This is a genomic window from Pedobacter sp. AK013 (genome assembly GCF_014205835.1).
GTDB lineage: Bacteria > Bacteroidota > Bacteroidia > Sphingobacteriales > Sphingobacteriaceae > Pedobacter.
In genome coordinates, this window is record NZ_JACHCQ010000018.1 from 49,412 (window position 1) to 76,029 (window position 26,618).

The 26,618-nt window shown below is 38.3% G+C and carries 18 protein-coding genes; 13 read left to right on the forward strand and 5 right to left on the reverse strand.

What is annotated here, in order from left to right; all coding sequences use genetic code 11:
- Window positions 1-203 precede the first annotated feature (203 nt).
- The 4 genes from HDC90_RS13370 to HDC90_RS13385 all read right to left on the reverse strand — a co-directional run bounded on the left by HDC90_RS13370 (window position 204) and on the right by HDC90_RS13385 (window position 7,415).
- Window positions 204-2,015 carry an IucA/IucC family siderophore biosynthesis protein gene (locus HDC90_RS13370; protein WP_184467131.1) on the reverse strand — a complete coding sequence of 604 codons (1,812 nt, stop codon included), beginning with the start codon at window positions 2,013-2,015 and terminating at the stop codon, window positions 204-206.
- A gap of 117 nt (window positions 2,016-2,132) precedes the next feature.
- The gene (locus HDC90_RS13375) at window positions 2,133-3,470 is read right to left on the reverse strand and encodes a lysine N(6)-hydroxylase/L-ornithine N(5)-oxygenase family protein (protein WP_184467133.1); all 1,338 of its coding nucleotides are present in this window, start codon (window positions 3,468-3,470) and stop codon (window positions 2,133-2,135) included.
- Window positions 3,470-5,917 (reverse strand): GNAT family N-acetyltransferase, encoded by a 2,448-nt coding sequence (locus HDC90_RS13380; RefSeq protein ID WP_221451848.1) that lies wholly within the window; start codon window positions 5,915-5,917, stop codon window positions 3,470-3,472. The genes HDC90_RS13375 and HDC90_RS13380 overlap by 1 nt, the downstream gene beginning before the upstream one ends.
- Window positions 5,874-7,415, reverse strand: coding sequence for an aspartate aminotransferase family protein (locus HDC90_RS13385; RefSeq protein WP_184467137.1), 1,542 nt, complete (start codon window positions 7,413-7,415; stop codon window positions 5,874-5,876). The genes HDC90_RS13380 and HDC90_RS13385 overlap by 44 nt, the downstream gene beginning before the upstream one ends.
- 314 nt (window positions 7,416-7,729) lie before the next feature.
- Between HDC90_RS13385 and HDC90_RS13390 the strand changes: the two genes are divergently transcribed.
- Window positions 7,730-10,165, forward strand: coding sequence for a TonB-dependent receptor (locus tag HDC90_RS13390; protein ID WP_184467139.1), 2,436 nt, complete (start codon window positions 7,730-7,732; stop codon window positions 10,163-10,165).
- Window positions 10,166-10,297: 132 nt separating this feature from the next.
- On the opposite strand, the gene HDC90_RS13395 is transcribed toward HDC90_RS13390, so the two are convergent.
- Entirely contained in the window at window positions 10,298-11,518 is a 1,221-nt protein-coding gene (locus HDC90_RS13395; protein WP_184467141.1) for a metallophosphoesterase, read from the reverse strand.
- A gap of 276 nt (window positions 11,519-11,794) precedes the next feature.
- Here HDC90_RS13395 and HDC90_RS13400 point away from each other — a divergent pair, with 276 nt between their 5' ends.
- The 12 genes from HDC90_RS13400 to HDC90_RS13455 all read left to right on the forward strand — a co-directional run bounded on the left by HDC90_RS13400 (window position 11,795) and on the right by HDC90_RS13455 (window position 26,331).
- The gene (locus tag HDC90_RS13400; RefSeq protein WP_184467143.1) at window positions 11,795-12,241 is read left to right on the forward strand and encodes an Rrf2 family transcriptional regulator; all 447 of its coding nucleotides are present in this window, start codon (window positions 11,795-11,797) and stop codon (window positions 12,239-12,241) included.
- 483 nt (window positions 12,242-12,724) lie between these two features.
- Complete coding sequence (locus HDC90_RS13405) at window positions 12,725-14,815, forward strand: HEPN domain-containing protein (RefSeq protein WP_184467145.1); 2,091 nt, start codon at window positions 12,725-12,727, stop codon at window positions 14,813-14,815.
- 94 nt (window positions 14,816-14,909) lie between these two features.
- On the forward strand, window positions 14,910-15,680 hold the full coding sequence (cobA, locus tag HDC90_RS13410) for a uroporphyrinogen-III C-methyltransferase (RefSeq protein ID WP_184467147.1): 771 nt from the start codon (window positions 14,910-14,912) through the stop codon (window positions 15,678-15,680).
- Window positions 15,664-17,175 (forward strand): TSUP family transporter, encoded by a 1,512-nt coding sequence (locus HDC90_RS13415; protein WP_184467149.1) that lies wholly within the window; start codon window positions 15,664-15,666, stop codon window positions 17,173-17,175. Before cobA (HDC90_RS13410) ends, HDC90_RS13415 begins: the two co-directional genes overlap by 17 nt.
- Window positions 17,176-17,177: 2 nt before the next feature.
- Complete coding sequence (locus HDC90_RS13420) at window positions 17,178-17,879, forward strand: phosphoadenylyl-sulfate reductase (protein WP_184467151.1); 702 nt, start codon at window positions 17,178-17,180, stop codon at window positions 17,877-17,879.
- 252 nt (window positions 17,880-18,131) lie between these two features.
- A complete protein-coding gene (gene cysD, locus HDC90_RS13425; protein ID WP_184467153.1) occupies window positions 18,132-19,037 on the forward strand; it encodes a sulfate adenylyltransferase subunit CysD in 906 nt (301 codons plus the stop codon).
- 98 nt (window positions 19,038-19,135) lie between these two features.
- Window positions 19,136-20,386 carry a sulfate adenylyltransferase subunit 1 gene (locus HDC90_RS13430; RefSeq protein WP_184467155.1) on the forward strand — a complete coding sequence of 417 codons (1,251 nt, stop codon included), beginning with the start codon at window positions 19,136-19,138 and terminating at the stop codon, window positions 20,384-20,386.
- A 377-nt stretch (window positions 20,387-20,763) separates the two neighbouring features.
- Entirely contained in the window at window positions 20,764-21,774 is a 1,011-nt protein-coding gene (locus HDC90_RS13435) for a bestrophin family protein (protein WP_184467157.1), read from the forward strand.
- A gap of 75 nt (window positions 21,775-21,849) precedes the next feature.
- Window positions 21,850-22,314: a hypothetical protein gene (locus tag HDC90_RS13440; protein WP_184467159.1), complete on the forward strand. Its 465-nt coding sequence runs from the start codon at window positions 21,850-21,852 to the stop codon at window positions 22,312-22,314.
- A gap of 175 nt (window positions 22,315-22,489) precedes the next feature.
- Window positions 22,490-23,284: a uroporphyrinogen-III C-methyltransferase gene (gene cobA, locus HDC90_RS13445; RefSeq protein WP_184467161.1), complete on the forward strand. Its 795-nt coding sequence runs from the start codon at window positions 22,490-22,492 to the stop codon at window positions 23,282-23,284.
- A gap of 357 nt (window positions 23,285-23,641) precedes the next feature.
- A complete protein-coding gene (locus HDC90_RS13450; protein WP_184467163.1) occupies window positions 23,642-25,054 on the forward strand; it encodes a glycogen synthase in 1,413 nt (470 codons plus the stop codon).
- 8 nt (window positions 25,055-25,062) lie between these two features.
- Window positions 25,063-26,331, forward strand: a complete 1,269-nt coding sequence (locus HDC90_RS13455) for a glucose-1-phosphate adenylyltransferase (RefSeq protein ID WP_184467165.1) — start codon at window positions 25,063-25,065, stop codon at window positions 26,329-26,331.
- Window positions 26,332-26,618 lie beyond the last annotated feature (287 nt).

Consider the following 26,618-nt stretch of genomic DNA (forward strand, 5'->3'; position numbering starts at 1 on the left):
TAATTTATAGGGCAAGATAATGCTTTTATCGACACAAACTATTTTTGTAGTTTAAAAAGTTTTGTCGTCATTGCGAGAAGGCTTTTTCAGCCGACGAAGCAATCTTAATGCGCTCGCTAGTAGCGATAGTTGTAAGATTGCTTCGTAACCTTGCAATTGACGATTATCTTTCTTAGTGCCAGATGGTAACATCCGACTGCACATTACGTCAAAACATTTTCTTTCAAAGCCTCTGCTGCTGGATTAACCAGTGTTCCGATCAACTCCGGAACCGGAACGTCGGTGCTTTCGCTATAACCGTGGGTTAACAATCTTACACGATTGATGCAAACCCTGATAAATTCGGGTACAAACAGGTCAAATTTCTCGAATTTTGGGGCAAGTTCTGGGTTTTCTTGTTGGAATTCCAAAATTACATCTGCCACCTGACGCCAGAATTGCTTTTCATCCAATCCAACATAACTATGGAAAATGTTGCTGAGGTACCTGAAAACGGCATCAAATATCCCCGAAAGGATAAATAAAGGCGCCAATTCATCATTAATTTCCCTTAAAACATCTGCCAGATCATTCGGTAATTTTGCTTTTGATTCTTCAGTTAGCACAATTTCTTCAACAAAATCTTTAATGATAATACGTTCTGGTATGCCGTTTTTCATCACCAAAATGGTGTTTTCGCCATGCGGACTAAAGAAAAAAGCATGTTTGTAAAAAATCCTTAACACAGGTTTTAGATAAGCCGATAAATAGGCATTTAACCAGGCTTCTGCATCCAGTTCAGATTTTTCGATTAAGGCCTCAACCATGCTTTTACCGTTATTATCTACATATAATAGACTAGCCATGGTCATGATATTCTCACCTTCTAAAAGATAATTTTCGGCACTTTCTCGCCAGATTGCCCCTAAAAATTCCTGGTATTGATACGGAGAGCCGGGTATTTCACTGTATTGTGGATGTGTATATGCTACAGTAGCCACTTCACCCAAAAGTACCACTCGGGTGTGTTTTAAATATTCATCGCCCTGAAGCATATCTTTTGCCCACTGGGTTACCTTTGGTGCAATAGCAAGTTTTTTTGGCGAAAGTCCCCTGAAAATGGAGGTGTTTAATATAGAAATGGCGGTTTTTACATAGTGCTTTTTGGGCTCACTTACATTAAAAAAGGTACGGATGCTGTTTTGACACATGTACTCATCATTCCCAACACCAACGGGAACAATCAATTGATGGGCAATATCATGAGCCAGTTGTAATACGATTTTATTATTCCATTGCCATTCGTGCACAGGGATAAAGAAATAATCCTCTGGCGGTAACTGTTGTTGGGTTAATACCTGATTAAAATCGTGTACCTGTTTTAAACTGAGTTCTTCATTATAAAAAGAAAAAGGCGAAATACTTTCGATACTTTTAAATTCGGCTCTTGATTGATGTACAGCTAGCCATGCCAATTGTGTTTTTTGCGCTGCTTCTGGCGCATATTTAGCCTGATCGCTATGGTTAAAACCGATACGTCCTTTGTTAATAGTGGCCCAGGGATGTCCATCCATTTGATGTTCGATGGTTTGGTAATCGGCGTTGGCTAATTCATCAGCTGTTAACCGGCCCTTTTCGTGGATATAAGCATCGGCGTATAGGGTATTTAATGTTTCTTCTACAAAATGGGCAAGGGTAAATGGTTTAATACCAAAAGTTTGTTGCAGCTCGGTATAAAATGCAGGAGCATTGTTTACCGCTACACTTTCGCCATTTACAAACTTTTTGATACTCTGCTTATCGATATGCAGATAATCTAAAGCACGTTGCTGACCTGAAAAGGTATAATAAATGTCTTCAGAATCTGTAGCGAGGCGGAAACTAGTATTTCCTTGATCATCTCTATTGGTTAGTATTGGCTCCGCTAATTTTTCGTGCATCAATTCTACTATTGATTTTGCAATATAATTGAGGTTTACCTTATCCCAAATTTCTTTTTTTAAAGGTTTTATGTGGTTGAAATTGTTGTAATTCATGGTGTTTATTTTTTTATTATGCGTTAGTCCTGGTTTGCAATCTGGACTTGTTGTACGCTGGATTTTAAATCCAGTGCTCAGTGTTGGGGATTAAAAATCCCCACCAACATTCTCAATTTAATCTTCAGATAACTGAAGCGCTGCGTTAGATAATTCATTTTCCTGTATTTCATCTGCTATGCTAAACTGCTGGAAAGCAATCCGTTTTTCTACATTATAGATTTCGAAGCCTAAAATGGCATTGATAATGGATGCATTGCGATAGGCACCCATGCCCAGATCAGGTGTCACAAATCCATGCGTATGCAGTTCCGCATTCTGAACAAAGATTTCGTTTCCGTTTACATCAATAGCATAGTTTCGTTGTACCTGAAAAAGCCCATCGGCATTGCGGGCAATACGTTCTTTAATGGAGGTTAAAAACATGGGTTCGTTGTATTTGTAACCCGTAGCCAATACCACAAAATCAGTATCTATACTAAAGTCTTTTTCACTCTCCGTATGGTAAAAATCAAGCTGATAGGAACCATTATTTTCAGTTAAATTGTTCAGTTGGCAGTTTGGCATCAGTTCGGCATTAATTTTTTCGCCATCTACGCTTAACTCATATAGCTTATCAAAAATCTGGTTAATCAGATCGAAATTTATTCCCTTAAATAATGAGTTCTGTTTAGCTAATAATTGCTTGCGTTTGGTATCACTTAGATTGTAAAAGTGGTCTACATATTCTGGAGAAGTCAGTTCCAGTGTCAATTTGGAGTATTCCATAGGGAAAAAGCGATCCGGTCGGGTAAACCATTTCAATTTTAACCCGTTTTCGGTTTCAGGTAATAAATCGTAAAAAATCTCGGCAGCACTTTGACCTGAACCTACTATGGTGACTGTTTTTTGCTTTAAAATGCTTTCCTTAAATTTTAGGTATTCCGAAGAGTGTATTGCATTTTTATATAGGGCTGGTTTAACAAAGTCGGGTACTTTAGGTCCCGTTCCGGTTCCGAGTACGATTTTTTTAGTCAAAATGATTTCTGTGACTCCTGTTACCTGATCTACTTTTTCTACCTGATAAACACCATTAACATAGTTTATATGGGTTACTTTTTGTCCAAACTGGCAGTTTTTCAGTTGATTGATTGCCCATTTGCAATAAGCATTGTACTCTTTGCGCAATACGAAAAAGTCTTCCCTGATGTAAAATTTATACAGGCGATCTGTTTGTTTAAGGTAGTTTAAAAAGCTGTAAGCGCTGGTTGGATCGGCCATGGTAACCAGATCAGCCATAAATGGAACCTGTAAAGTAGCATCGCTAAGCATCATGCCAGGGTGCCAGTTAAACTCGCTCGCCTGATCTAAAAACAAGGTAGATAAACTGTTGATCGGAGCACATAAAGCCGCCAAACCTAAATTGAAGGGACCGATTCCAATCCCAACAATGTCGTATATTTTCTGTTTTTGCATTATATCTCCTCCGTTTCAAATTGTGCTGTTTTCATCATAGCATAAGCTTTGGCTTCCGGAAATTTGTCCCAGTACCAATCGCGGTAACAGAAAGTTAGATTGGCCATTTTATAAGGCATTTGGATCACTTTTTCTAATTTAAAGCCTAGTCTGGTTACGAAAATGTGCATCGCACGACTTTCTACTGCCGCCTCGCCGATACATTTACCTACCTCGGGCTGTTCAAAAATGAAATCCATTAAAGCCTGGCCCGTTTCGAAACTGAATTTTTTATCTTTATCGGTAGGGGCAATCAGTAAATGCGCACCATAATCGGTAGTTAAAGCTTCATAGCAGGCACCTACACCATCCCGCATAGGCCAATAGGGTTCTATGGTAAATGTGGGTTCGTCATTTATTTCGCCAATAAAACTATGCGATGAATCGTTGGGCAATAAAGTTCTATAGAATAGTTCTAAGCCTCTAATTGGTCCGTCCATCTTCCAGATCGGTTTCGCATGCTCCTGATTAAACCAATCATGAACCATTTCTAGATCGCGATCAATATTAAAAGGGCGGATATTGATGGTTATATTCTCTTTGGGAAAAAACCTGCTGTATAACACCTCTTTTGTTTGTGGTTTAATCAGGTTTTCGGAAAAGAAATATTTAGATAATGGATTTGGAAACTCACGGTAAATGGCCGGATTATCGATAGGGGCACTGGCTTCATCAATATTACAGAGGTTGGTAAGCAGGTTGCCCTTTACTTCCCAACTGCGACGGTTGATGATATAATCTACTAATCCTGTGGTATCGCTTTTTTCGAATTGCTTAAACTCCAGATAAACAAGATCGAGCAAGGTCTTCTCATCAGCGAGGTTGTTACTTGCAATGGCATTTACCACACCTAAAATATTATTAATGAGTAAATAATAGGTGAGCTTAGGAATAATGTATTCGTTTGGTACTATCGAACCACTTTCTTCAGCAATGCTCGGATAAACCGCTTTTAATGGCTCTACTTTGCTGTCGCTAAAGAAATAACCCTGGTTATCCCTAAAATAAAATTTGGCAGGATAATAATCTTTATCCAGTTCTACCATCACATTTTGCTGATGGAACTCAAAAGCCATCCCAAAATTGTTGTAAAGGCCAATAATTGGGGCTACACAAAGGTGTAGATACTGTTTAAACCAGTTTATGGCGGTATGAGCAACTGTTTTGTTTTTGCTGATTGCGGCTTCTTCGATCAGATTTACAATTCTTGGTTTCTGGCCCAATAGCGCATCCTGGCAAAGTGCGGCTAACAAGGTAACGTTTTTTTCGGTTCCTTCTCCTTTAAACGGATTATGCCTGATGCTGATGTTAAAGCCATCAATGGTTTTACCTTTATAATTAACAGTGATAAAGGCCGGATCGGTAATAAATTCAATTTCTGGGAATTCGGTTTTGGCCGCTTTGCCGTATTCGGTTTTTAGAAGCTTACTTACATCATAGCCACGGTGAAGTTCCCGAACCAGATTAACCCTTTCTGAATTGGTTATTTTTACATGTAATGAAAATTTAAGCATCCAATCGCTCGATGCATTATAAACCGTTCTTACCGATGATGTTGGTGTATAAAATTCTCCAAAATGCCCCAAAAAGAAAAGCAGGTTTTCTTGCTGCATTGCTTTTACAACAGGAAGAGTAAGCAGGTGTTTGGCCTCCCACGGGTGCATGGGTACCACTTTATAATCTGGATGTTGATCCAATAAAGCAATTGTCTCCGCATTACCGCTATCTAAAAGCTCAATTCTGAAAAGATCGGTTATGTCGAAACCTTCCGCATTTTTCTCCACAATATTTTCGGCTGAGATCAGGAAATAGGCCAATTGGAATTGTCCCTGTGTTTCTGGTGAGAATTTGATAAGTTCTTCTTTATTGTTAAAACCAGATCTGCCTTTTGGTAGGGGATGGGCGTTGTGGCCTAAAAATAAAGATTGCTCGGCCTCAATAAAACTCATTTTCGCAAAATTTGCAGGTTTGCCATTTTGCTTAAAGAAGAATAAAAATGTTTCGAGGTTTTCTACACTATTGGCTAAACGTTGTTTTACCAGATCTGCATCAATAGCAGTAAATTCTTCGGCACTGAATTGGGTAGCGAGTTCCATAAACCTGTAAATCGTGATCTGATTGATGGCATCTGTATCAATGTTCCTTTCAATTACAGGGAAATTAAACACGTGTCTGCCACTATCGGCATAAAATTTTAAAGGTGCATATACTTCGAAGCCAATGGCTGTAAAGTCGAACCTGATATGCAAACGATTACTTGTTGTAACCAGATAATTGGCTAAGGCTTCATCATATTTAGGGATACCGGTGTAACGGCTCCAGTTAGCAAATTCTCTACAATAACTGTTTAGGAGCGCGTTAAAATTAGTTTCTTCTGAAATCTGCTGAAGCTTGATTGAGTCTAACATATTCGTTTCCATGTTTTTTAATGATTTTAATAATGTTTTCAATATCGCTAATGGTAGTTAGCGGGTTAAGTAGGGTAAATTTGAGGTAGAAATGATGGTTAATTTTGGTGCCTGCCACTAGGGCTTTTCCTTCATTGAACATAGATTTTTTGATGTATTGGTTCATGGCACAAATATCCAGACGCACATTTTTTGGCCGGTAACGGAAAACCAGGGCACTGACGTCTGATTCGTTCATCAGCTCAAAATCGCTGTCGAAATTTAAGCGATCGGCAATTTGTGCAGCAGTTTCTATAATCGTATCAAAATAGCCACCCAATTTGTTTCTGCCCATCATCCTGAGCGTAAACCAAAGTTTTAAGGCATCGAACCTGCGGGTGGTCTGTATCGATTTGTTTACCTGATTGGGCAAACCATCTTCATCATGATCTTTAGGATTTAAATAATCGGCATGGTGGGTAATCAGGTTAAAATATTTTTTATCATTAACTAAAAAACCACTGCTGCTTACCGGTTGGAAGAAAGATTTATGGTAATCAACCGTAACAGAGTGGGCCAGTTCGATCCCATTCAGCAACCTCCGATATTTATCTGTTAACAATAAACCACAGCCATAAGCTGCATCAATATGAAACCAGGTATTATATTTTTTGCTGATGTAGGCAAGTTCTTTCAAAGGGTCTACATTCCCGAAATCGGTAGTACCTGCTGTGCCTACCACGGCAATAGGAATATTTCCTTGGGCAATTTCGCGCTTAATCGCGTCTTCCAATAAAATGGTATTCATCCTAAAGCTGCGGTCAGTTTTAATCTTGATTACCGATTTTTCACCTAAACCTAAAAGGGATGCATTTTTCTGGATACTAAAGTGTGCTTTTTCGGAAACAAATATTCTGAACCTGGAAGCTTCCTGGGGTAACCCCTCTAGTTTAATGTTGTGATTTAGTGCAGTAATTGAATAATGATCGCGTGCCAATAAAAGCCCCATTAAATTGCTCTGGGTACCACCACTGGTAAAAATACCATCAGCTTTTTGGCTATAGCCAACCTGGTCGCAGGTCCATTCGATCAGTTTTTGCTCAATCAATGTCCCACCAGCACTTTGGTCCCAGGTATCAATTGACGAATTGATCGACGAGATCATCACCTCAGCAGCTATAGCCGGAATTACAATAGGGCAGTTTAAATGGGCAATATAAGCAGGGTGGTGAAAGGCAACCGCATGATTGGTATAGAGCTGCTCTACTTCTTTAAGCAAAGCATCGTAGTTATCATGTGTTTTTTCAAATTCAATCGAATCAAACAGTGGTCTTAACTTCGACGGCGATATGCCACTAAAGGGTTGTTGATTGTTGTTAAGGAATTTTTTTACTGCCTGGGTAACTTTTCCTACCGCATGCAGGTATTCTGCTTCATTTTCTTGGTGAAAGATTTCCTTAGTCGGACTTTCCGTAAGGAAATCAATTAATTCATGTTTTTCGAGGTCTGATGTAAACATTAGTTTTTCAATTTTCAAAAGGTTAAGGTTATAGGCAATAAAATACCAGGTGTTTTAAGCCGATATTTTTTATTTATAAATCTGGTTAGGTGAGAGATTAAGCGCAAGCTTTTTTTATTAATAATCACGACTGCTAAGGTATATTTTTATTTAGATTGATTAAAAATAATATTTAAAATATTTTTAACATATTGTTAGTAAGTTGTTTATATGCTTTTTTTTAAATGATTTATCGCTAGTGTAAAGAAAAAATAAGATATTTTATTTGTATTTAATCTAAATAAATGATTGTTTTGTGCGAAAAAATAATTCGAATGAAAAATCTATACTTAATAGTAATCCTTGTCTGTGGAGTTGTTTTAACAGGCAAAGCTCAAACCCTTACCGGAAAGGTAATAGGTGAAACCGCTCCGCTTGCGGGAGCAAATATTAAAGTTGAAAGTAACAATATTTCGACTACAACAGCTGCTGATGGTAGTTTCGAACTAAAGCTAGCCGCTGGTTCTTACCAATTACAGGTAAGTTATGTGGGGTATACAACCATTCTGCAAAAAGTGAGCTTGGTTAAAGATCAGAGCGTTAATTTAACCATTAGCCTGAGTCCAACTTCCAACATGCAGGAAGTTGTGGTGGTTTCATCACGTAAACCGACAAAAATCAGTGAAATACCAGGTACCGTTTGGGTAGTAGATGGTGCAAAAATACAGGAGCAGGCCAGGGCAGGAATCCCACTTAAACAGACATTGGCACAATTAATTCCGAGTTTGGATGCTGGTCCGGAGGGACGTACCAATTATGGACAAAACCAACGTGGCAGAGATGCTTTGGTGATGATTGATGGTGTATCGTTAAACAGTACCCGTGGTGTAAGCCGCCAGTTCGAATCGATAGATCCTTTCAACATCGAAAGAATTGAAGTTTTATCTGGCGCAAGTGCTGTTTATGGTGGTGGTGCAACAGGTGGTATCATCAATATCATTACCAAGAAAGGACAAGACAGCCAGCCAAGTTTTACTACCCAGGTAGGTGTACGTAGTGGACTGAAAGAAAAAAGTGATCATGATGTGCGTGTAGCACAGGCCATTTCGGGCGGTAGCAAAGATTGGAATGGCCGTATCGGCATGGCTTTTCAAAAAAACAATGCAGCTTATGGCACAGATGGAAAACAGATTTTTACCGATATTACGCAAACAGATTTACAGTATAACCAATCGTTCGATTTTTTCGGAAGTACCGAATTTAAATTGACTGATTACCAAAAACTATTTGTGAATGGCCAATATTACAACTCAGGCTACCGTGGCGATAAAGACCTGTTTTTAGGAACAAATTATGCTGGATTATTAGCGAATCCGGGTCTTTTAGAGATGAGAAACGGTTACTCATCGGATGTTGATCCCAAAACAAGCAGGGCAAATATCAATGCCAACTATCAGGCAAGTGAGATTTTGGGCGGACAAACACTTTATGTACAGGCTGCTGCAAGGAGCGAACAATTTAGCTTTCACCCCTTTCCTGGAACAGCGGCAATACCTGGTGTACTTTACAGCGGGTCGTCAATCCAAAATACAAATTACAGCGCCTTAAAACTGGTTTTGAATAAAGATTGGAACCGATTAAGTCTTACCTATGGTATCGATGCCGATAACGAAAATTTTAATGCGCAGCAAGCCTTGTTCGATAGGACAAAAGCTGCAACATCTGGCGGTTTAAACAATGCTACAGTAACCACTATTACCCGTTATCCCAACTTTAGGGTAAATGGTTTATCGGGTTTTTTACAGGCTCAGGTTAAAATAGCCAATTTTCTAACTTTATCAGGAGGTGTGCGTCAACAACGTATGTTTGTTAAAGTTGGCGATTTTGTGGGTACTACCGCTGCTGTGCCTTTGGCTTACGGGGTGGGTAAAACCGCTACTGCTATTGCAGGTGGAGAAAACCATTATGATGTGAACCTATTAAATGGTGGTTTGGTATTTAAAATCAACACCGCCCAACAAGCTTGGGTTAATTTTTCGCAAGGATTTAACTTGGCCGATCCGGCAAAATATTACGGACAAGGTGCTTATACATTGGCAGGTACCAACTGGAATTTGGGTAACTCCATCAATGTTGCAAGTTCTCCTTTAACGGGTATCAAAACAGAACAGTACGAAGCTGGTTACCGTTACCGTACCGGTGTATTTAATGCACAGGTAGCTGGTTTTTATGCCTTATCTGATAAAAACGTAAAAACCAATAGCACTTTCAACATTGAGGTTTATGATGAAAATGTTAGGAATTTAGGTGTTGAAGGCTCATTGTCATTAAACCTGAAAAATGGTTTCGAAGCTGGTGTAAACGGTCTGTATATTAAAACACAGAAACAAAATGCGGATGGTACATGGTCATTACAGGACGTAACTGTTGCAAGTCCGTCTAAAATTGCAGGTTATTTGGGTTATAACGGAAAAGTTTTTGGAATAAAAGCACAGGCTTTCCATTCATTTGATTCGAAAGGTTATGCTACAATCGGAAATGCTGTTGTACAAAACGAGTTAAAGGGTTTTACTACTGTTGATTTATTAGGTTCTGTGAAATTATTTACCGGAAGTTTATCATTTGGTGTACAAAACCTGTTGAACAAAAACTACCAGACTATCTGGAGTCAACGTTCGCAATTTTTATACCAATCGTTAGCTAAAAAAGAGACCTTTTATTATGCCGGCCGCGGCCGCACGTATAATTTAACATATACGCTTAATTATTAAGTGGTTCGTCATTCCCAATTTGATTGGGGATCGTAATGCTATAGCTGGACTTGTAGCTTGCATTAAGATTCCCGCCTGCGCGGGAATGACGATCGCGTAAATAACAAATGCCCCAATATGGGCATTTGTTATTTACTTTCTCTTCAATGCTATAACCGTAATTTCCGGCCAGATACCAATCCGCCCTGAAAAGCCAAGGAAGCCGAAGCCTCTATTTACATTCAGATATCTTCCATTTTCAGTTTTAATGCCTGCCCAATGTTTGTAACGGTATTTCACCGGACTCCATTTAATGCCAAAGGCTTCGATACCGAATTGCATGCCGTGTGTATGCCCCGCCAGCGATAGTTGAATTTTTGAAGGATAATTTTTTACCTGTGCATCCCAATGAGAAGGATCGTGCGATAACAGTATTTTAAAATCGTCGACATTTGTATTTTGCAAAGCTTTACTTAAGTCTCCACGTTCTCCAAAACCAATTCCCCAGTTTTCTATTCCGGCCAGTATAATTTTCTCGCCATTTTTGTGCAACTCAACATGTTCATCCAATAAAAGCTTAAAGCCAAGTTCTTGATGATAAGTTTTTAACCGATCTAGGTTCTGTATTTTATCTGCTTCTGTAGGCCATTTGATATAATCGCCATAATCGTGGTTACCCAAAACCGAAAATTGTCCAAACGGAGCTTTAATCTGTGAAAAATGGCCGATGTAGGGCACAATTTCGGAGGCTGCATTATTTACCAGATCGCCTGTAAAAACAAACAGATCACTTTTTTGCGCATTAATCAGGTCAATTCCTTTTTGTACTGCTTTAGGGTTGGTAAAACTTCCGGCATGTACATCCGATATCTGCGTTAGGGTAAAACCATCAAAACTGGCAGGCAGATCATCAAAATATAAAGTGTGTTTAATTACGCGGTAAGCATATTTCCCTTGCGTAATGCCATAAGCAAACAAGGCGATAGTTAAACAGAACATCACAAATGCAAAATATACCCAGTGATTGTTACGGCCTAAAATGTGAAAACCTTCGGGCTGAAAATTAGTCGACAAGCCAATTAGCAAGCGGTAAATATCGCCGAGAAGGAGGAAAAAAGCGAATACAAGCTCTGCACTAAAAACAATTAAAAAAGCATGACTGATAATCTGGAAAAACCTGTTCATTCCCTGGATTCGCATCTGCTGTATGGCATAGAGTAAAGCAAAAGTTAGCCCCACAATAAAAACCCAGAAAATAGGACTGAGCCAGGTAGATTGATTGATGGCGCCCAGACCAGATAAAACATAAGCATTAAGGGCCAAAAATATGATTGCAACTGTGATGAGCGGCAATAGATTGAGTTTTCTTTTCATTATTGAAATCTGTAATTCAGAATATGGGTAAAAATAGATTTTTAACGTTGATAAATGTTGTTCTGTTTTGTGTTGTGGTTATTTTTACGCTGGTTTGATTAATGCCACAATACAGCACCACCTCCTGCTGAACTCGTTTTAGCGTCTTTTACGGTAGGAAAGACCCTGATCCCGAAGTTTCGGGGCAGGATGATGGCCGTTTATGCAATTTGTTGTTCAATCAACTTCCTGTTGCGTATTTTATAATTTACTTTCTTTTATTAGCTTTGTGAGAATATGCTGTCCAAAAAAACAAAGTATGCCATAAAAGCGCTTGTTGCGCTTGGTAAAAATTTAGATAAACCACCAATGCAAATTTCTAAAATTGCAGAGGAGGAGCATATCCCGAAAAAATTCTTGGAGCAAATTCTGCTCGATCTGCGTAACGCTGGCTTTTTATACAGTAAAAAAGGTGCAGGTGGTGGGTATAGCTTAAACAAAAAGCCTGAAGAGATTTTATTGGTACATGTAATGCGGGTAACTGATGGGCCTATTGCAATGGTTCCCTGTGCAAGTTTAAATTTCTATCACAAATGTGATGAGTGCATAGATGAGAAAACATGCGGAATCAGAAGCGCTTTTATCGATGTAAGGGATGCTACGCTAAAGGTTTTAACCGAAACCAGCATTGCAGATGTAATCGGCCGTGAAGATAACCTGAAAATCGGTATCGTTAATTTATAATATTTATTTTCTACATCTAATGCGTCATGCTGAATTTATTTTAGCATCTATTATGATAGGTCTTAAGCCGCTCATGTTTTAAAATATTAATCCCAAATTCGTTTATTGAGTTTGGGATTTTTTTTGCAGATAGCAGCTTTCTGTTTCAATTTACAATTTTCAATTGCCGGTTTTTAGCTAAATAATTAAATAATTAAAGAATTTAATTCATAGATTTCTCTCCCGATTTAACATCTTGACTGTACTTCAGTCGAAATGACGTTTCTTTTATGTAAAATTTTTTATAATAAATTACGACTATTCCTATATACTTTATATATTTGGCGTATGAATTTCAATTTTATACCTAACAAGTTAATCGCTATGCAAATGATGTGCTGTTGTAAAACGCAATAATAGAGGCCTACAGATAATTTTAAGTATAAAATATGGAATGCTTCTCGGTAATAGGGAAGCATTTTTAGAATAAAGCTAACAACACATATGCAAAGTTTCAGAACAGAACTCGAAAATCCGATTGTCGAGCAGGACATTATCGATTTAGAGAATAAGATTAAAGCTTTTAGAGATGGGACCATCCACGACGAAAAGTTTAGAAGCCTCCGTTTAGCACGCGGTGTTTACGGTCAAAGACAGCCTGGTGTACAAATGGTACGTATTAAACTGCCATTTGGTAAGATAACTTTTAAACAGTTATTGCGTATTGCCGATATTGCTGATGAGTACGGAAGTGGAAATTTACACTTAACTACCCGCCAGGATATTCAAATTCACTATGTGAGTTTAGACCGCACACCAGAACTTTGGGCTAAATTAGAGCAGGATGATATTACGCTTCGTGAGGCTTGTGGAAATACGGTACGTAATGTAACCGCTTCTCCAAATTCTGGAATCGATGCGGAAGAACCTTTTGATGTTTCGCCTTATGCTCAAGCGGTATTTGCTTACTTTTTGCGTAACCCGATCTGCCAGGAAATGGGTAGGAAGATTAAAATCTCCTTTTCTTCGAGTGATCGAGATACTGCGTTTAGCTACATTCACGATTTAGGTTTTATTCCTAAAATTAACGAAAAAGGCGAGCGCGGATTTAAAGTTTTGTTTGCTGGTGGTTTAGGTGCACAGCCTTTCCTTGCAAACGCCGTTCACGAATTTTTGCCCGAAGACCAGTTAATTCCTTTTACCGAATCTGTTCTTCGCGTATTCGACCGTTATGGCGAACGTACCAACCGTAACAAAGCACGGTTAAAATACCTGGTTCAAAAACTGGGTTTAGAAGAAGTTTTACGTTTGGTTGCCGAAGAGCGTATTGCCAACAAAGTAAAAACCTTTAAAATAGATCTTAATACTGTACCACAGCCACTCTTACCTTTAGAACAAGAATATCCTGCGGTAGAAATATTAAACGAAGCTCATTACAAACATTGGTTAGCCACCAATGTAATTGAGCAAAAACAGGCCGGATTTTATGGCGTTTACGTAAAAGTTCAGGTGGGCGATATTAAAACAGATAAAGCAAGGGCATTTGTTGATGCCATCAGGTTATATGTAGCTGATGAAATCAGGATTACGCAGAACCAGGGATTGCTGCTAAAGTTTGTGCGTAAGGAAGCATTGCCTTCATTGTATGCAGCGCTAAATAAAATTGGTTTTACCACCGCCGGATTTGATAGTTTGGCTGATATTACCACGTGTCCTGGTACCGATACCTGCAATTTGGGTATTTCCAACTCAATGACCTTGGCGGAAGTTTTGGAAGAGGTAATTTATACTGATTTCCCTGAGTTTATCTACGAGAAAAACATCAAAATCAAAATCAGTGGATGTATGAACTCTTGCGGTCAGCATGGTTTAGCTGAAATTGGTTTCCACGGAAGTTCTGTAAAGGCTGAAGGAAAAGTAGTTCCGGCAGTTCAGGTAATGTTGGGCGGTGGTACCGTAGGTAATGGTGTAGGTAGAGTTGCAGAACGTGTAATTAAAGTGCCTTCTAAAAGAGCAACGAGTGTTTTACATTTTATTTTAAATGATTTTAAAGCCAATAACCTGGAGGATGAGAACTTTCACCAGTATTATGATAGAAAAGGTAAAGATTATTTTTATCAGTTGTTAAAACCATTGGCCGATTTAACCAATCTTAAAACAGAAGAATTTGTAGATTGGGGACATGTAGAAGAGTTTGTTACCGCAATTGGTGTGGGCGAGTGTGCCGGTGTAGTAATTGATCTGGTAGCCACCTTGTTGCTAGAGGCTGATGAAAAATTCGATTGGGCGAAACAAAACCTGGAGAAAGCTGCTTATGCAGATGCCGTTTATCATACTTACAGCACTTTTGTAAGCGCTGCAAAATCGTTATTGTTAGATAAAGGCGTAAATAGTAGTACACAAATTGGTGTGATCCGCGAATTTGATAACCATTACGTTGAAACTGGAGAATTTAATTTATCGACCAATTTTTCTGACCTGGTTTTACAGATTAACAAAAACGAACCAACAGCAGCATTTGCGCAGAAGTATTTTGAAGAAGCAAAACAATTTTTAAATCAGATTAAGGAAAAAAGGGGCGTATTAGCGAAATGAGATTTGAGATAATAGATTGGAGACAGCAGATGCTAAACGCCATGCGCCAAATAGTCTCCATTTAGACTTCAAAATTCAATAATTAAAAAGAAAGATGGTTAATCAACATAAAGAATCAAAAATTACCCTATTAGGTGCTGGCCCTGGAGATCCTGATTTATTAACACTAAAGGGCGTAAAAGCATTGCAAACCGCTGATGTGGTTTTATATGATGCTTTAACCAATGAAGCTTTATTGGAGCATGCTCCGGCAGAGGCCATTAAAGTTTATGTAGGAAAACGTTCAGGCGAGCATTCTTACCCTCAAGATACCATCAATAAGCTAATGATCGATTATGCCTTAAACTACGGTCATGTAGTGCGTTTAAAAGGTGGAGATCCGTTTGTTTTTGGCAGAGGTTACGAGGAGCTGGATTATGCCGCATCATATAGCATTCCCGTAAGCGTAATTCCGGGTATTTCGAGTTCTATAGGTGTACCAGGCTTGCAACAGATTCCTGTAACACACCGTGGTATGAGCGAAAGTTTTTGGGTAATTACCGGAACAACCACTTCTGGCGAAGTTTCAGCAGATATTTACCAGGCAGCACATTCTAATGCAACTGTTGTGGTACTTATGGGACTTAAAAAGTTACCCAAAATTGTAGAGATTTTTAAAGCCGCGGGAAAACATCATTTACCAACTGCCGTGGTTCAGAACGGATCGGCAGAAGATGAAAGATTAGTAGTAGGTGTGGTTGAAACAATAGAAGGTTTAGTGCAACAAGAAAATATTAAAGCACCTGCTTTATTAATTTTTGGAGAAGTTGTATCATTACATCCATCATTTAAGAAATTAATTAAACAATATGCAAGTATTGCCTAACCAACCTAATAATGAAACGTCTTTTTCTGAAGAAGAAAAAGGTAACCAGCTTTTTCCGGTTTTTGTAAAGCTGAATAAGCTGCGTACATTATTAATTGGGGCAGGAAATATTGGACTTGAAAAGTTAACTGCGATTGTAAATAATAGCCAACAGGCTACCATTACAATCGTTGCAGAGCTCGTATCGCCAGAAGTCTATGCGCTTATTGCAAATTATCCACAGATAAAAATTAAGCAGAAAAGTTTCGATGTTGATGATCTGAACGATATTGATATCGTTTTTACCGCTACCAATAACAATATTTTAAATGAAGAGATCAGAAAGGTTACGCATGAGCGTGGCCTATTGATTAATGTGGCAGATAAACCAGAACTGTGTGATTTCTATTTGGGGTCAATCGTTCAAAAAGGCGATTTAAAGATAGCCATTTCTACAAATGGAAAATCGCCTACTATAGCCAAACGTTTAAAACAGATTTTAAATGAAGGTCTGCCCGCCGAGCTTGATGAAACGTTACAGAATATGAGTGCTTTGCGTCAAACTTTAAATGGCGATTTTTCGGCAAAGGTTAAAAAACTGAATAAGGTTACCCAAAGTTTAATTAATCCTAAAAAAAGCTTCGCCGAGAGGAATATTAAGTGGTTGATCTGGGTGGCGTCGGTTTTATTGATCGGAGCAATCGGACTTTCGCTTTGGAACACCGAACCTGAATTTCAGACGTTTTTGATCAACATCGATCCGTTGTTCTATTGGTTTTTAGGGGCAGGGTTTTTATTCGCCTTAATTGATGGCGCAATTGGAATGTCTTACGGTGTTACAACAGCTTCTTTTTCACTTGCAATGGGTTTACCACCCGCATCGGCAAGTATGGCCATACACATTTCAGAAGTAATGAGCAACGGTATTGCCGGCTGGATGCATTACCGCATGGGCAATGTAAACTGGAAACTTTTTAAAATATTAATCCTTCCTGCAATTGTTGGTGCAGTATTGGGTGCCTACATTTTATCATCATTAGAGCACTATAGTAGTTATGTTAAACCGGTTGTTGCCGTTTATACGTTGTTTTTAGGTGCTGTTATTTTAATGAAAGCTTTTAACATTAAAAGAAAAAAAGCCGATCATAAAATCAAAAAAATAGGCTTGTTAGGCTTTTTGGGTGGTTTTATCGATGCCGCTTTTGGTGGTGGATGGGGATCGATCGTTTTATCGAGTTTAATTGCAGGTGGCCGCCACCCTTTGTTCTCACTGGGTACCGTAAAAATCAGCCGTTTTTTTATTGCTACTTTAAGTTCGCTTACCTTTTTTACCATGTTAGGGGGCAAACACTGGGAGGCCGTTGTAGGCTTAATTATCGGTAGTGCAATCGCATCGCCGATTGCTGCAAAGGTATCGAACAAAATTTCGGCAAAAACCATTATGGTTGCCGTGGGCATTATTGTGATGATTGTAAGCTTACGCAGTGTAATTATGTTTATTTTAAAATTAATTTAGTGATGGAGAACCTAGAGGAGATTAAAGCAGAATTGGCAGGTTTAAATATAATTGATAAACTGAAGTTTTTGGCAGATAAATATGCCGGCCGTATTGTATTTTCGACCAGTTTTGGGTGGGAAGACCAGGCAATTACCCATTTAATTTTTTCCAATAATATTCCGATCACGGTTTTTACTTTAGAAACCGGACGTTTGTTCCCAGAAACCTATTACGTTTGGAACCGTACACTGGAAATTTATAACAAACCCATTCATGCCTATTATCCGCAGAATGAGCTGCTGCAGGATATGGTAAATACAAAAGGCCCGAGCAGCTTTTACGAATCGGTAGAAAATAGAAAAGAATGCTGTTACATCCGTAAAATAGAACCTTTAAAAAGAGCCTTAAAAGGAAACGAAATCTGGGTGACAGGAATTAGGGCCGATCAAAGCGCAAACCGTGAAGATATGCATGATTTAGAGTGGGATGAAGGAAACCAATTGATTAAATTTCATCCTATTTTTGATTGGACTTTAGATGATGTGAAAGCATACATCAAAGAAAACAACATTGTTTACAATACCCTGCACGATAAAGGTTTCCCAAGTATCGGTTGTGCCCCATGTACAAGAGCAGTACAGCCGGGCGAAGATTTTAGGGCAGGAAGATGGTGGTGGGAAGACCAGAGTAAAAAAGAATGTGGTTTGCATGCAGCATCCTAATGGCTCACCAGTCGTCATTGCGAGGCTAGGTAGGAGCGGGCCGAAGCAATCTTTTTGAGAAATAGAATAAAAACAAATGTCATTACGAAAAGCGAGATAGATTGCCGCGTCGGCAGAAAAAGCCTCCTCGCAATGACGATAGTAAGAATTTAACAACAACACAACAACAGCAAATATAAGCAGTTGAAAAAGGAACAGCGCTGGCAGGCAATTTTCCAACATTTCAACAATCAAACATTTCAACATTTTATAATGAGTACATATAATTTTGATTATTTAGATGAACTAGAGGCTGAGGCCATTCACATTTTACGTGAAGTAGCAGGTCAGTTTGAAAAACCAGCCCTATTATTTTCGGGTGGAAAGGATTCAATTACTTTAGTTCGTTTGGCAGAAAAAGCTTTCCGTCCAGGAAAATTTCCGTTTCCTTTAGTTCATATTGATACAGGCCATAATTTTGAAGAAACCATTACTTATCGCGATCAGATGATAGAGCGGATTGGCGAAAAACTAATCATAGGATCTGTACAAGAATCAATAGACCAAGGTAAAGTTGTAGAGCAAACAGGTAAAAATGCAAGTAGAAATGCTTTACAGACCGTAACCTTACTCGATACCATTGCAAAATATCAGTTTGATGCCTGCATTGGTGGCGCGCGTAGAGATGAAGAAAAAGCAAGAGCAAAAGAACGTATTTTCTCTGTTCGTGATGAATTTGGCCAATGGGATCCAAAACGCCAACGTCCTGAACTTTGGAACATTTACAATGGTAAAATCCACAAAGGAGAAAATATCCGTGTATTCCCGATCAGTAACTGGACAGAATTAGATGTTTGGAATTATATCCGTAGAGAGAAAATCGAATTACCGAGTATTTATTTCTCGCACGAACGTGATGTAATTACTAGAAACGGACAGCTAATGGCTGCTTCGCCGTTTTTAAATATGGATGATGAAGATATTGTATTCCGCAAGCAAGTACGTTTCCGTACAGTAGGCGATATGTCTTGTACTGCTGCTGTAGAATCGGATGCCACTTTGATCGATGATATTATTGCTGAAATCAGTGCTTCAAAAATTTCAGAGCGTGGTGCCCGTATGGATGATAAAGTTTCTGAAGCCGCAATGGAAGACAGAAAAAAGGGAGGATATTTTTAAAGGAGTATCAAGATTAAAAGTATCGAGTAGCAAGATTAATAACCGTCTTGATACTTGATGCTAATAACTTAATACTTATGTCTTAATACTACAATAAAATGAACATATTAAAATTTTTCACAGCAGGCAGTGTAGATGATGGTAAAAGTACCCTAATTGGCCGTTTGTTATACGATACAGATTCTATTTTAGCCGATCAATTAGAAGCTTTACAGAGCTCTAACCGCAAAAATGATGACGGAACAATAGATTTAGCCATTTTAACTGATGGTTTAAGAGCAGAGCGCGAGCAAGGTATTACTATTGACGTAGCTTATAAGTACTTTCAGACCGAAAAACGCAAATTTATTATTGCCGATACACCTGGGCACATTCAGTATACCAGAAACATGGTTACAGGCGCTTCTACAGCTAACCTCGCCATTATCTTAATCGATGCGCGTAACGGTGTGGTAGAACAGACCATCCGCCACTCGTATATTGTTTCCTTACTGGGCATTAAACACGTGGTTGTTTGTATCAACAAAATGGATATGGTTGACTATAGCGAAACCGTTTACAGCGCAATTATAGAAAAATATAAAGTTTTGGCCCAGCAACTAAAGCTCGCCGATGTAACCTATATTCCGGTTAGTGCCTTAAAAGGCGATAATATTGTACAAAACTCGGGCAATATGGATTGGTACGAAGGAGAGAGCTTATTACATTTCCTAGAGAAGGTTGATACCGACAACCTGGACAAATCGCAATTGGCCCGTATGCCTGTGCAATGGGTTGTGCGCCCACAAACAGAAGAATTGCATGATTACCGCGGTTATGCCGGTAGGGTATTAAGTGGAACCTTTAACTTAAATGATAAAGTTACGGTTTTGCCTAGTGGTGCAAGTTCTACTGTCGAGAAGATCGAATTTTTTGATCAAACGCCTGATGCAGCGCATGCTGGTCAGTCGGTTATTATTCACTTAAAAGACGATGTAGATATCAGCAGGGGCGATACTATTGTAAATGCATCGGCTTTACCACAGGAAACAAAATTGATTGAGGCTGATCTTTGCTGGATGGATACCCGTGCTTTAGATACCTCGATCATGTACAACATTCAGCACAATAGCAAAATTACGAAATGTAAAATCAGCGAAATTCTGCACAAAGTGGATATCAATACACTAGAGAAACATGCCGCAGAAGAATTTAAACTGAATGATATTGGCCGTGTGATTGTGAAAACAGCTGATACCTTAGCTTTTGATTTATATGATGATAACCGGGCAAATGGTTCAGCCATTTTGGTCGATACGCGTACAAATTTAACTGTTGGTGCTTTAATGTTCAGGGCAGCAGTAGAATAGAATAAGTTGGATGATGGAAATAGATCAATGACCAACAGCGAAAGCTTCAAGGAATATAAATAAAATCTTAATCTTCTTAATTCCTTAATGGTGGAAAAATGGATAATGAAAATTGTGAAACGATGAGATCTTTATTTCAGCTTATTGATCCTGAAATCCTACAATCCTGAAAATCTTACAGTAGAGAACCACAACCAAATATAATAATGAGAACTTTAGGTTTTTTAATCTAAAGTGAAAGCAATTTCAGCGGGGCGCCAGATAGGACAGCCCCGTTTTTCGTTTGACGATTTTTTGAACATTTTAAGTATTGGCGCTTTAAATTTTTTATATCTTAGTTTAAATCCCCAGATAATTTTCCGAATAAACCATAAACTATGCACGCTGGAAAGAAATATACCTTTTTCGAATTTATTGTATGGACCCGACGAGATATTTACCGCTTAACTATTCTCGCCATTATCCCTACTGTACTTTATCATTTTTGTAAATTCACGTTCCTCTCCATTTCCTGGGTTCCAGTAGCCCTTTTAGGTACGGCTGTTTCTTTTATCATTAGTTTTAAAAACAATGCTAGCTATTCGCGTCTTTGGGAAGCAAGACAGATTTACGGCGGAATTATAAATGCGAGCCGCGCTTTTGGGGTAATGGTGCGCGACTATCTGGCATCACAGGATAAAAGGACAGCGGTCCAGATTATTTTTTACCGTCATTTTGCCTGGTTAACTGCACTTCGGTTTCAGTTGAGAGAGCCAAGGGCCTGGGAAAACTCGAATGATCCCCGTAATATCGAATATGCCAGGCTGTATCATGTTTCTGAAAAAACAGATAACTTAGAAAATATCTTATCAAAATATCTTTCAGCAGATGAGCTGAAATACGTGCTAACAAAAAAAAATAAAGCTACTCAACTAATGGCTTTACAATCAAGTCATATCAATAAACTGTTTGTAGAAGGTTATATATCCGACTTGCAATTACAATCATTGCAAAGCTCTATTACTAGTTTTTACGATAGCCAGGGTAAAGCCGAAAGAATTAAAAACTTTCCATACCCACGCCATTTTTCGTCAATAGCTACTATTATGTTAAATTTATTTGTGTTTTTAGTGCCCTATGGTTTATTAAACGAATTTAACAAATTGGGAAATGGTACTTTGATTGAAGGTTATTCTATTTGGTTAAACGTTCCATTTGCCATTTTACTTACCTGGGTTTTTAACTCTTTGGATATTGTTGGCGAAAGTTCTACAAATCCTTTTGAAGGTAGTGCCAATGATGTACCAATTACCAATATCTCGCGGACAATAGAAATCGATATGAGGGATATGCTTGATGAATCTGATCTGCCTCCTGCACTAACACCCGAAAATAGTATATTGATGTAAATTTTCATTATGGAAATGATAGAAAATAATCATCGTATTTGTATATTGAATTAGAAAACAATAAATCACAATACCATGAAAAGAAATCTTATATACCTCGTTTTTGCAGCTGTTCCCTTTGTTTTTGCCTGTAATCAATCGGATAAAAAGGCTGATGCAGGAAAAAAGGACTCCGTAATCAATCAAACTTGTTATGCTGCGGTCTTTGAAAAAGATAGTGCCGCCATGATTGTTAAAACTTTGGCTTCTGGTAAGGTAACCGGTTCATTATTGGTTAAATATGCTGATAAGCCCGAAAATAACGGCAAAATAAATGGTAAGTTCAATGGCGATACTTTACTGGTTGATTATCGGTTTAACACGGGTAAAGATACTACTAAAGCTTTCACCAATCCACTGGCTTTTTTAAAGAAAGATGGAAAACTCTTTATGGGCGTTGCACAGATTGAAACCACCTTGGGTAGATCGTATTTTGTTAAGGGAAAGCCCATTAATTACGAAGCTGGTAAATTTACTTTTGCAGAAGTAGATTGTAAGTAAAGACCTAATTAACGCAGCGAAAGCTCTTTAAAGAGCTGATTTTCATCGTCTACAGATTTTTCACTGCATCAGAATGATAATAAATAAAAATATTTTAAAATAAATTACTACAATTCCCATAGACTTTATATATTTGTGCTATTAACAAACGTATAACGAGCTTAAATTATCTGTTATGATTTTGAATAAAGTAGAAAAAGCGAACATTGAACCAAGAATTACTTTAATAGGTGCGGGTCCAGGCGATCCGGATTTATTTAGTTTAAAAGGTGTTAAAGCATTAAAAACAGCTGATGTTGTTTTGTATGATGCAAATGTGAACGAAGCTTTATTATGTCATGCGCCCGATGGTATTCCAAAAGTTTATGTGGGTAAGCGTAGCGATGATGAATCGTTTTCTCAAGATTCAGTGAACAAACTGATTGTTGATTATGCATTAAACTACGGGCACGTGGTACGTTTAAAAAGTGGCGATCCGTTTTTCTTTGCAAAAGGATACGAAGAAATAGATGCTGCAGAATCATATAGTATCCCTACTGAAATTATTCCGGGTATTTCGAGCGCAACTGGTGCACCAAGTTTACAAAAGATCCCGATGATTTATAAAGATTTGAGCGAAAGTTTTTGGGCAGTAACCGGAACAAACTCAAAAGGTGAAATTTCGGAAGATTTATACATTGCCGCAAAAACTAAAGCAACTATTGTTGTTTTAAACGGAATTGAAAAAGTAAAAGAAATTGCGGCCATATTTCAGGCAGAAAATAAAAACCTTTTACCGGTAGCTGTAATTCAAAATGGTTCTACTCCAGAGGAAAAAATTGCAGTTGGCATTGTTGATACCATCGCAGAGATTGTTGAAGATAAAAGAATAAATGCACCGGCTTTGTTGGTTTTTGGAGATGTAGTATCGTTACACCCACAATTTCAGCCAATCCGCGATTTCTACGAGATTATCGCCGAAGAATATTAAGATATTTTTTAAACCAAAAATATATTTGTTTTGTTGTTAAAAACCGCTTATGGATTTAAGCGGTTTTTTTGTTTTTGATAGGAACCAACTTTGTTTCTAAGCCTGATTGCAGCGGTAAGCCCGGAACGTAGTGAGGACTTATAGCGTAAAGCAGGAATGCAGATTGCTACAGAAAACTGAATATTCACTTTCTAATAAAAAAACAATTAAATTAAGAATTAGAACTCTCCATTCCGCTTTGCTCCAGTCGAGAAAACGATTTTTCCGTTAAAAAAATCAACTAAAAATATAATTTTCATTATTTGCAAAACTCAAAACAATTAGTAACTTACTAAGGTTATCTACACCAAATATTTGATGGAAATTATACATATAAGTGCCGAGTGTTACCCTGTTGCAAAAGTAGGTGGTTTAGCCGATGTAGTAGGGGCTTTGCCAAAGTATCAAAATAAATTAGGCCACATTGCCAAGGTGGTTGTTCCTGCGTACGATACAAAATTTATCCGCGAAAGCGAATTTGAAGTTACTTACGATGCCTGGGCAAACTATGGCAATAACCATTTTAGTTACCGCATTTTAAAAGAGAAGACCAATAAATTGGGCTTTGATTTATACGTGATCCATATTCAGGGCTTAACCGACCGCCCGAATGTATATGGTTATAATGACGATACGGAAAGATTTGTGGCTTTCCAGATTGCTACACTTGATTGGATTGTACAATGGAAGCATCGCCCGGATGTACTTCATTGCCATGATCACCATACAGGTTTAATTCCTTTTATGGTTTCAAATTGCGTAAAATATAAACCAATTAGTGGTGTTCCAACGGTCTTAACTATTCATAATGCGCAATATCAAGGTCAGTTTGGATGGGATAAATTATACTATATACCGGCATTCGATTTATGGAAAGGTGGTTTATTGGGCTGGGATGATGCCATTAACCCTTTGGCGTCGGCCATTAAATGTGCATGGAAAGTAACCACGGTATCGCCAAGTTACCTGGATGAGATGATGAGCAATGCCCGTGGATTGGAAAGTTTGTTAAGGCAGGAACGTTGGAAATCTGTTGGGATATTAAATGGAATTGATAGCGAGGTTTGGAATCCAGAAACAGATCCGATGTTGAGCAAAGGTTATAATGTAAAAACGGTTGAGGCTGGGAAACTGGCAAACAAAACAGCACTCTGCGATGTTTTTCAATTAGATCCGTCTAAACCACTGTTTACTTTTATCGGTAGATTGGTTGATGAAAAAGGAGCCGATTTATTGCCCGATATTTTTTATACTGCTCTACAACAACATGGCGATAACATCAATATCCTGGTTTTAGGATCAGGCGATAATTGGGTGGAAGGCCGGTTAAATCAACTGAAAGACATTTTTGCGGGTAGATATAATGCCTATATTGGTTACAATGAGCAGGTTTCGCACGAGATGTATGCTGGTGCAGATTTCCTGATCATGCCATCGAGAGTTGAGCCTTGTGGCTTAAATCAGCTTTATGCATTACGGTATGGAACTGTCCCGATTGTGCGCCGGATTGGAGGATTGAAAGATACAGTAATTGATATTGGCGACAATGGTTTTGGGATTTGCCACGATCAAACAAGTATTTGGGATGTTACCCACGCCATTAACCGTGCTGTTGAATTATATAATGACAAAAAAGCTTTTAAAGCAGTTAGAAAAACGATGATGAAGATAGACCATTCGTGGGATAATGCTGCATTAAATTATATAGAATTATACCAAATATTAAAATAAGCTTAAACATGACCGACAAAGTTTTAGGCGTTATCCTTGGCGGTGGCCAGGGCTCTAGATTATCGCCACTAACACAAACACGTTCTAAACCAGCAGTTCCGATTGCGGGTAAATACCGATTGGTAGATATCCCGATTTCAAATTGCCTAAATTCTGGTATTCATCGAATGTTTGTGTTAACCCAGTTTAATTCAGCATCGCTAAACAAACACATTAAAAATACTTATCACTTTAGCCATTTTAGTACGGCCTTTGTTGATATTTTGGCGGCCGAACAAACTGTACAAAACTCAGGTTGGTTTCAGGGTACGGCAGATGCCGTGCGTCAGTGTATGCACCACATTGTTTCGCACGAATTCGATTATATCTTAATCTTGTCTGGAGATCAATTGTACCAGATGGACTTTAAAAATATGATCGAAAAACATATCGAAGCTAATGCTGAAATTACCATTGCCACTATTCCGGTAACGGCGAAAGATGCGACAGATTTTGGTATTTTAAAAGCCGATGATGAAAACATGATTACCTCTTTTATCGAAAAACCTAAAACAGGTTTAGAAGATTGGATATCGGATACGGGTGAAGAAATGCAAGCTGAAGGGCGTAACTTTTTGGCATCGATGGGTATCTATGTTTTTAACCGAGAATATCTGATCAATATTTTAAATGAGAATGAGGACGAAAAGGATTTCGGTAAAGAGATTTTACCAAGAGCTATTACGCAGAGCAGGGTTTTAAGTTATCAATATGAAGGTTATTGGACTGATATTGGTAATATTTCATCTTTCTTTGAAGCCAATTTAGGCCTAACGGATGAAATACCTAAATTTAATATGTTCGATAGTAACCATGCTATTTTTACAAGAGCAAGGATGTTACCGCCATCGAAAATTTCGGGTACTACTTTGGATAAAACCATTATTGCTGAAGGCTGCATTATTCAGGCCAGTAGGGTAGAACATGCCGTTTTGGGGATCAGATCGAGAATTGGAAAAGATACCGTAATTACCAATGCCTATATTATGGGCAGCGACAGGTACCAAACGCTCGAAGAGATACAGGATGAAACAGGTAAAGGAAATTCATTAATCGGGATTGGAGACCGTTGTTTTATCAATAATGCCATCATCGATAAAAATTGCCGTATCGGTAACGATGTTAAAATTAATGGTGGCGATCATTTAGAAGATGGCGACTTTGAACTTTATGCTGTTAAAGATGGCATAGTTGTAATTAAAAAAGGTGCTGTTGTACCAAGTGGAACAGTAATTTAAGATAATCATTATTCATTAACTAGGCCAGTCGCGATTTTTCGGGGCTGGCATTTTTTATTGCTTGATTGTCATTCTGAGCGCAGTGAAGAATCTTTTATCGGGCCTCCAGGTTTTAAAAAAAATAAGCCGTTTTAACAAAATACTAACTGAAAACTGCAAACTGCAAATTGATTTGGGCGTTCCCCAAGCTACGCTAGGGGCGGGCTTTTCAGGGCTGCGCTACGCTTCGGTGCCGGTGAAGAACCGGCACTGAACCCTTATAATCTAACGCAAAATATACTTAATCT

Excerpts from the sequence above, each read along its gene's own strand:
- HDC90_RS13435 (WP_184467157.1), top strand. The coding sequence starts at position 20,764 with ATGCACGCTGGAAAGAAATATACCTTTTTCGAATTTATTGTATGGACC.
- HDC90_RS13400 (WP_184467143.1), top strand. The coding sequence starts at position 11,795 with ATGCTGTCCAAAAAAACAAAGTATGCCATAAAAGCGCTTGTTGCGCTT.
- cysD (WP_184467153.1), top strand. The coding sequence starts at position 18,132 with ATGAGTACATATAATTTTGATTATTTAGATGAACTAGAGGCTGAGGCC.
- HDC90_RS13390 (WP_184467139.1), top strand. The coding sequence starts at position 7,730 with ATGAAAAATCTATACTTAATAGTAATCCTTGTCTGTGGAGTTGTTTTA.
- HDC90_RS13380 (WP_221451848.1), bottom strand. The coding sequence starts at position 5,917 with ATGTTAGACTCAATCAAGCTTCAGCAGATTTCAGAAGAAACTAATTTT.
- HDC90_RS13375 (WP_184467133.1), bottom strand. The coding sequence starts at position 3,470 with ATGCAAAAACAGAAAATATACGACATTGTTGGGATTGGAATCGGTCCC.
- HDC90_RS13420 (WP_184467151.1), top strand. The coding sequence starts at position 17,178 with ATGGAGAACCTAGAGGAGATTAAAGCAGAATTGGCAGGTTTAAATATA.
- HDC90_RS13430 (WP_184467155.1), top strand. The coding sequence starts at position 19,136 with ATGAACATATTAAAATTTTTCACAGCAGGCAGTGTAGATGATGGTAAA.
- HDC90_RS13450 (WP_184467163.1), top strand. The coding sequence starts at position 23,642 with ATGGAAATTATACATATAAGTGCCGAGTGTTACCCTGTTGCAAAAGTA.
- cobA (WP_184467147.1), top strand. The coding sequence starts at position 14,910 with ATGGTTAATCAACATAAAGAATCAAAAATTACCCTATTAGGTGCTGGC.
- HDC90_RS13440 (WP_184467159.1), top strand. The coding sequence starts at position 21,850 with ATGAAAAGAAATCTTATATACCTCGTTTTTGCAGCTGTTCCCTTTGTT.
- cobA (WP_184467161.1), top strand. The coding sequence starts at position 22,490 with ATGATTTTGAATAAAGTAGAAAAAGCGAACATTGAACCAAGAATTACT.
- HDC90_RS13405 (WP_184467145.1), top strand. The coding sequence starts at position 12,725 with ATGCAAAGTTTCAGAACAGAACTCGAAAATCCGATTGTCGAGCAGGAC.
- HDC90_RS13385 (WP_184467137.1), bottom strand. The coding sequence starts at position 7,415 with ATGTTTACATCAGACCTCGAAAAACATGAATTAATTGATTTCCTTACG.
- HDC90_RS13370 (WP_184467131.1), bottom strand. The coding sequence starts at position 2,015 with ATGAATTACAACAATTTCAACCACATAAAACCTTTAAAAAAAGAAATT.
- HDC90_RS13415 (WP_184467149.1), top strand. The coding sequence starts at position 15,664 with ATGCAAGTATTGCCTAACCAACCTAATAATGAAACGTCTTTTTCTGAA.
- HDC90_RS13455 (WP_184467165.1), top strand. The coding sequence starts at position 25,063 with ATGACCGACAAAGTTTTAGGCGTTATCCTTGGCGGTGGCCAGGGCTCT.
- HDC90_RS13395 (WP_184467141.1), bottom strand. The coding sequence starts at position 11,518 with ATGAAAAGAAAACTCAATCTATTGCCGCTCATCACAGTTGCAATCATA.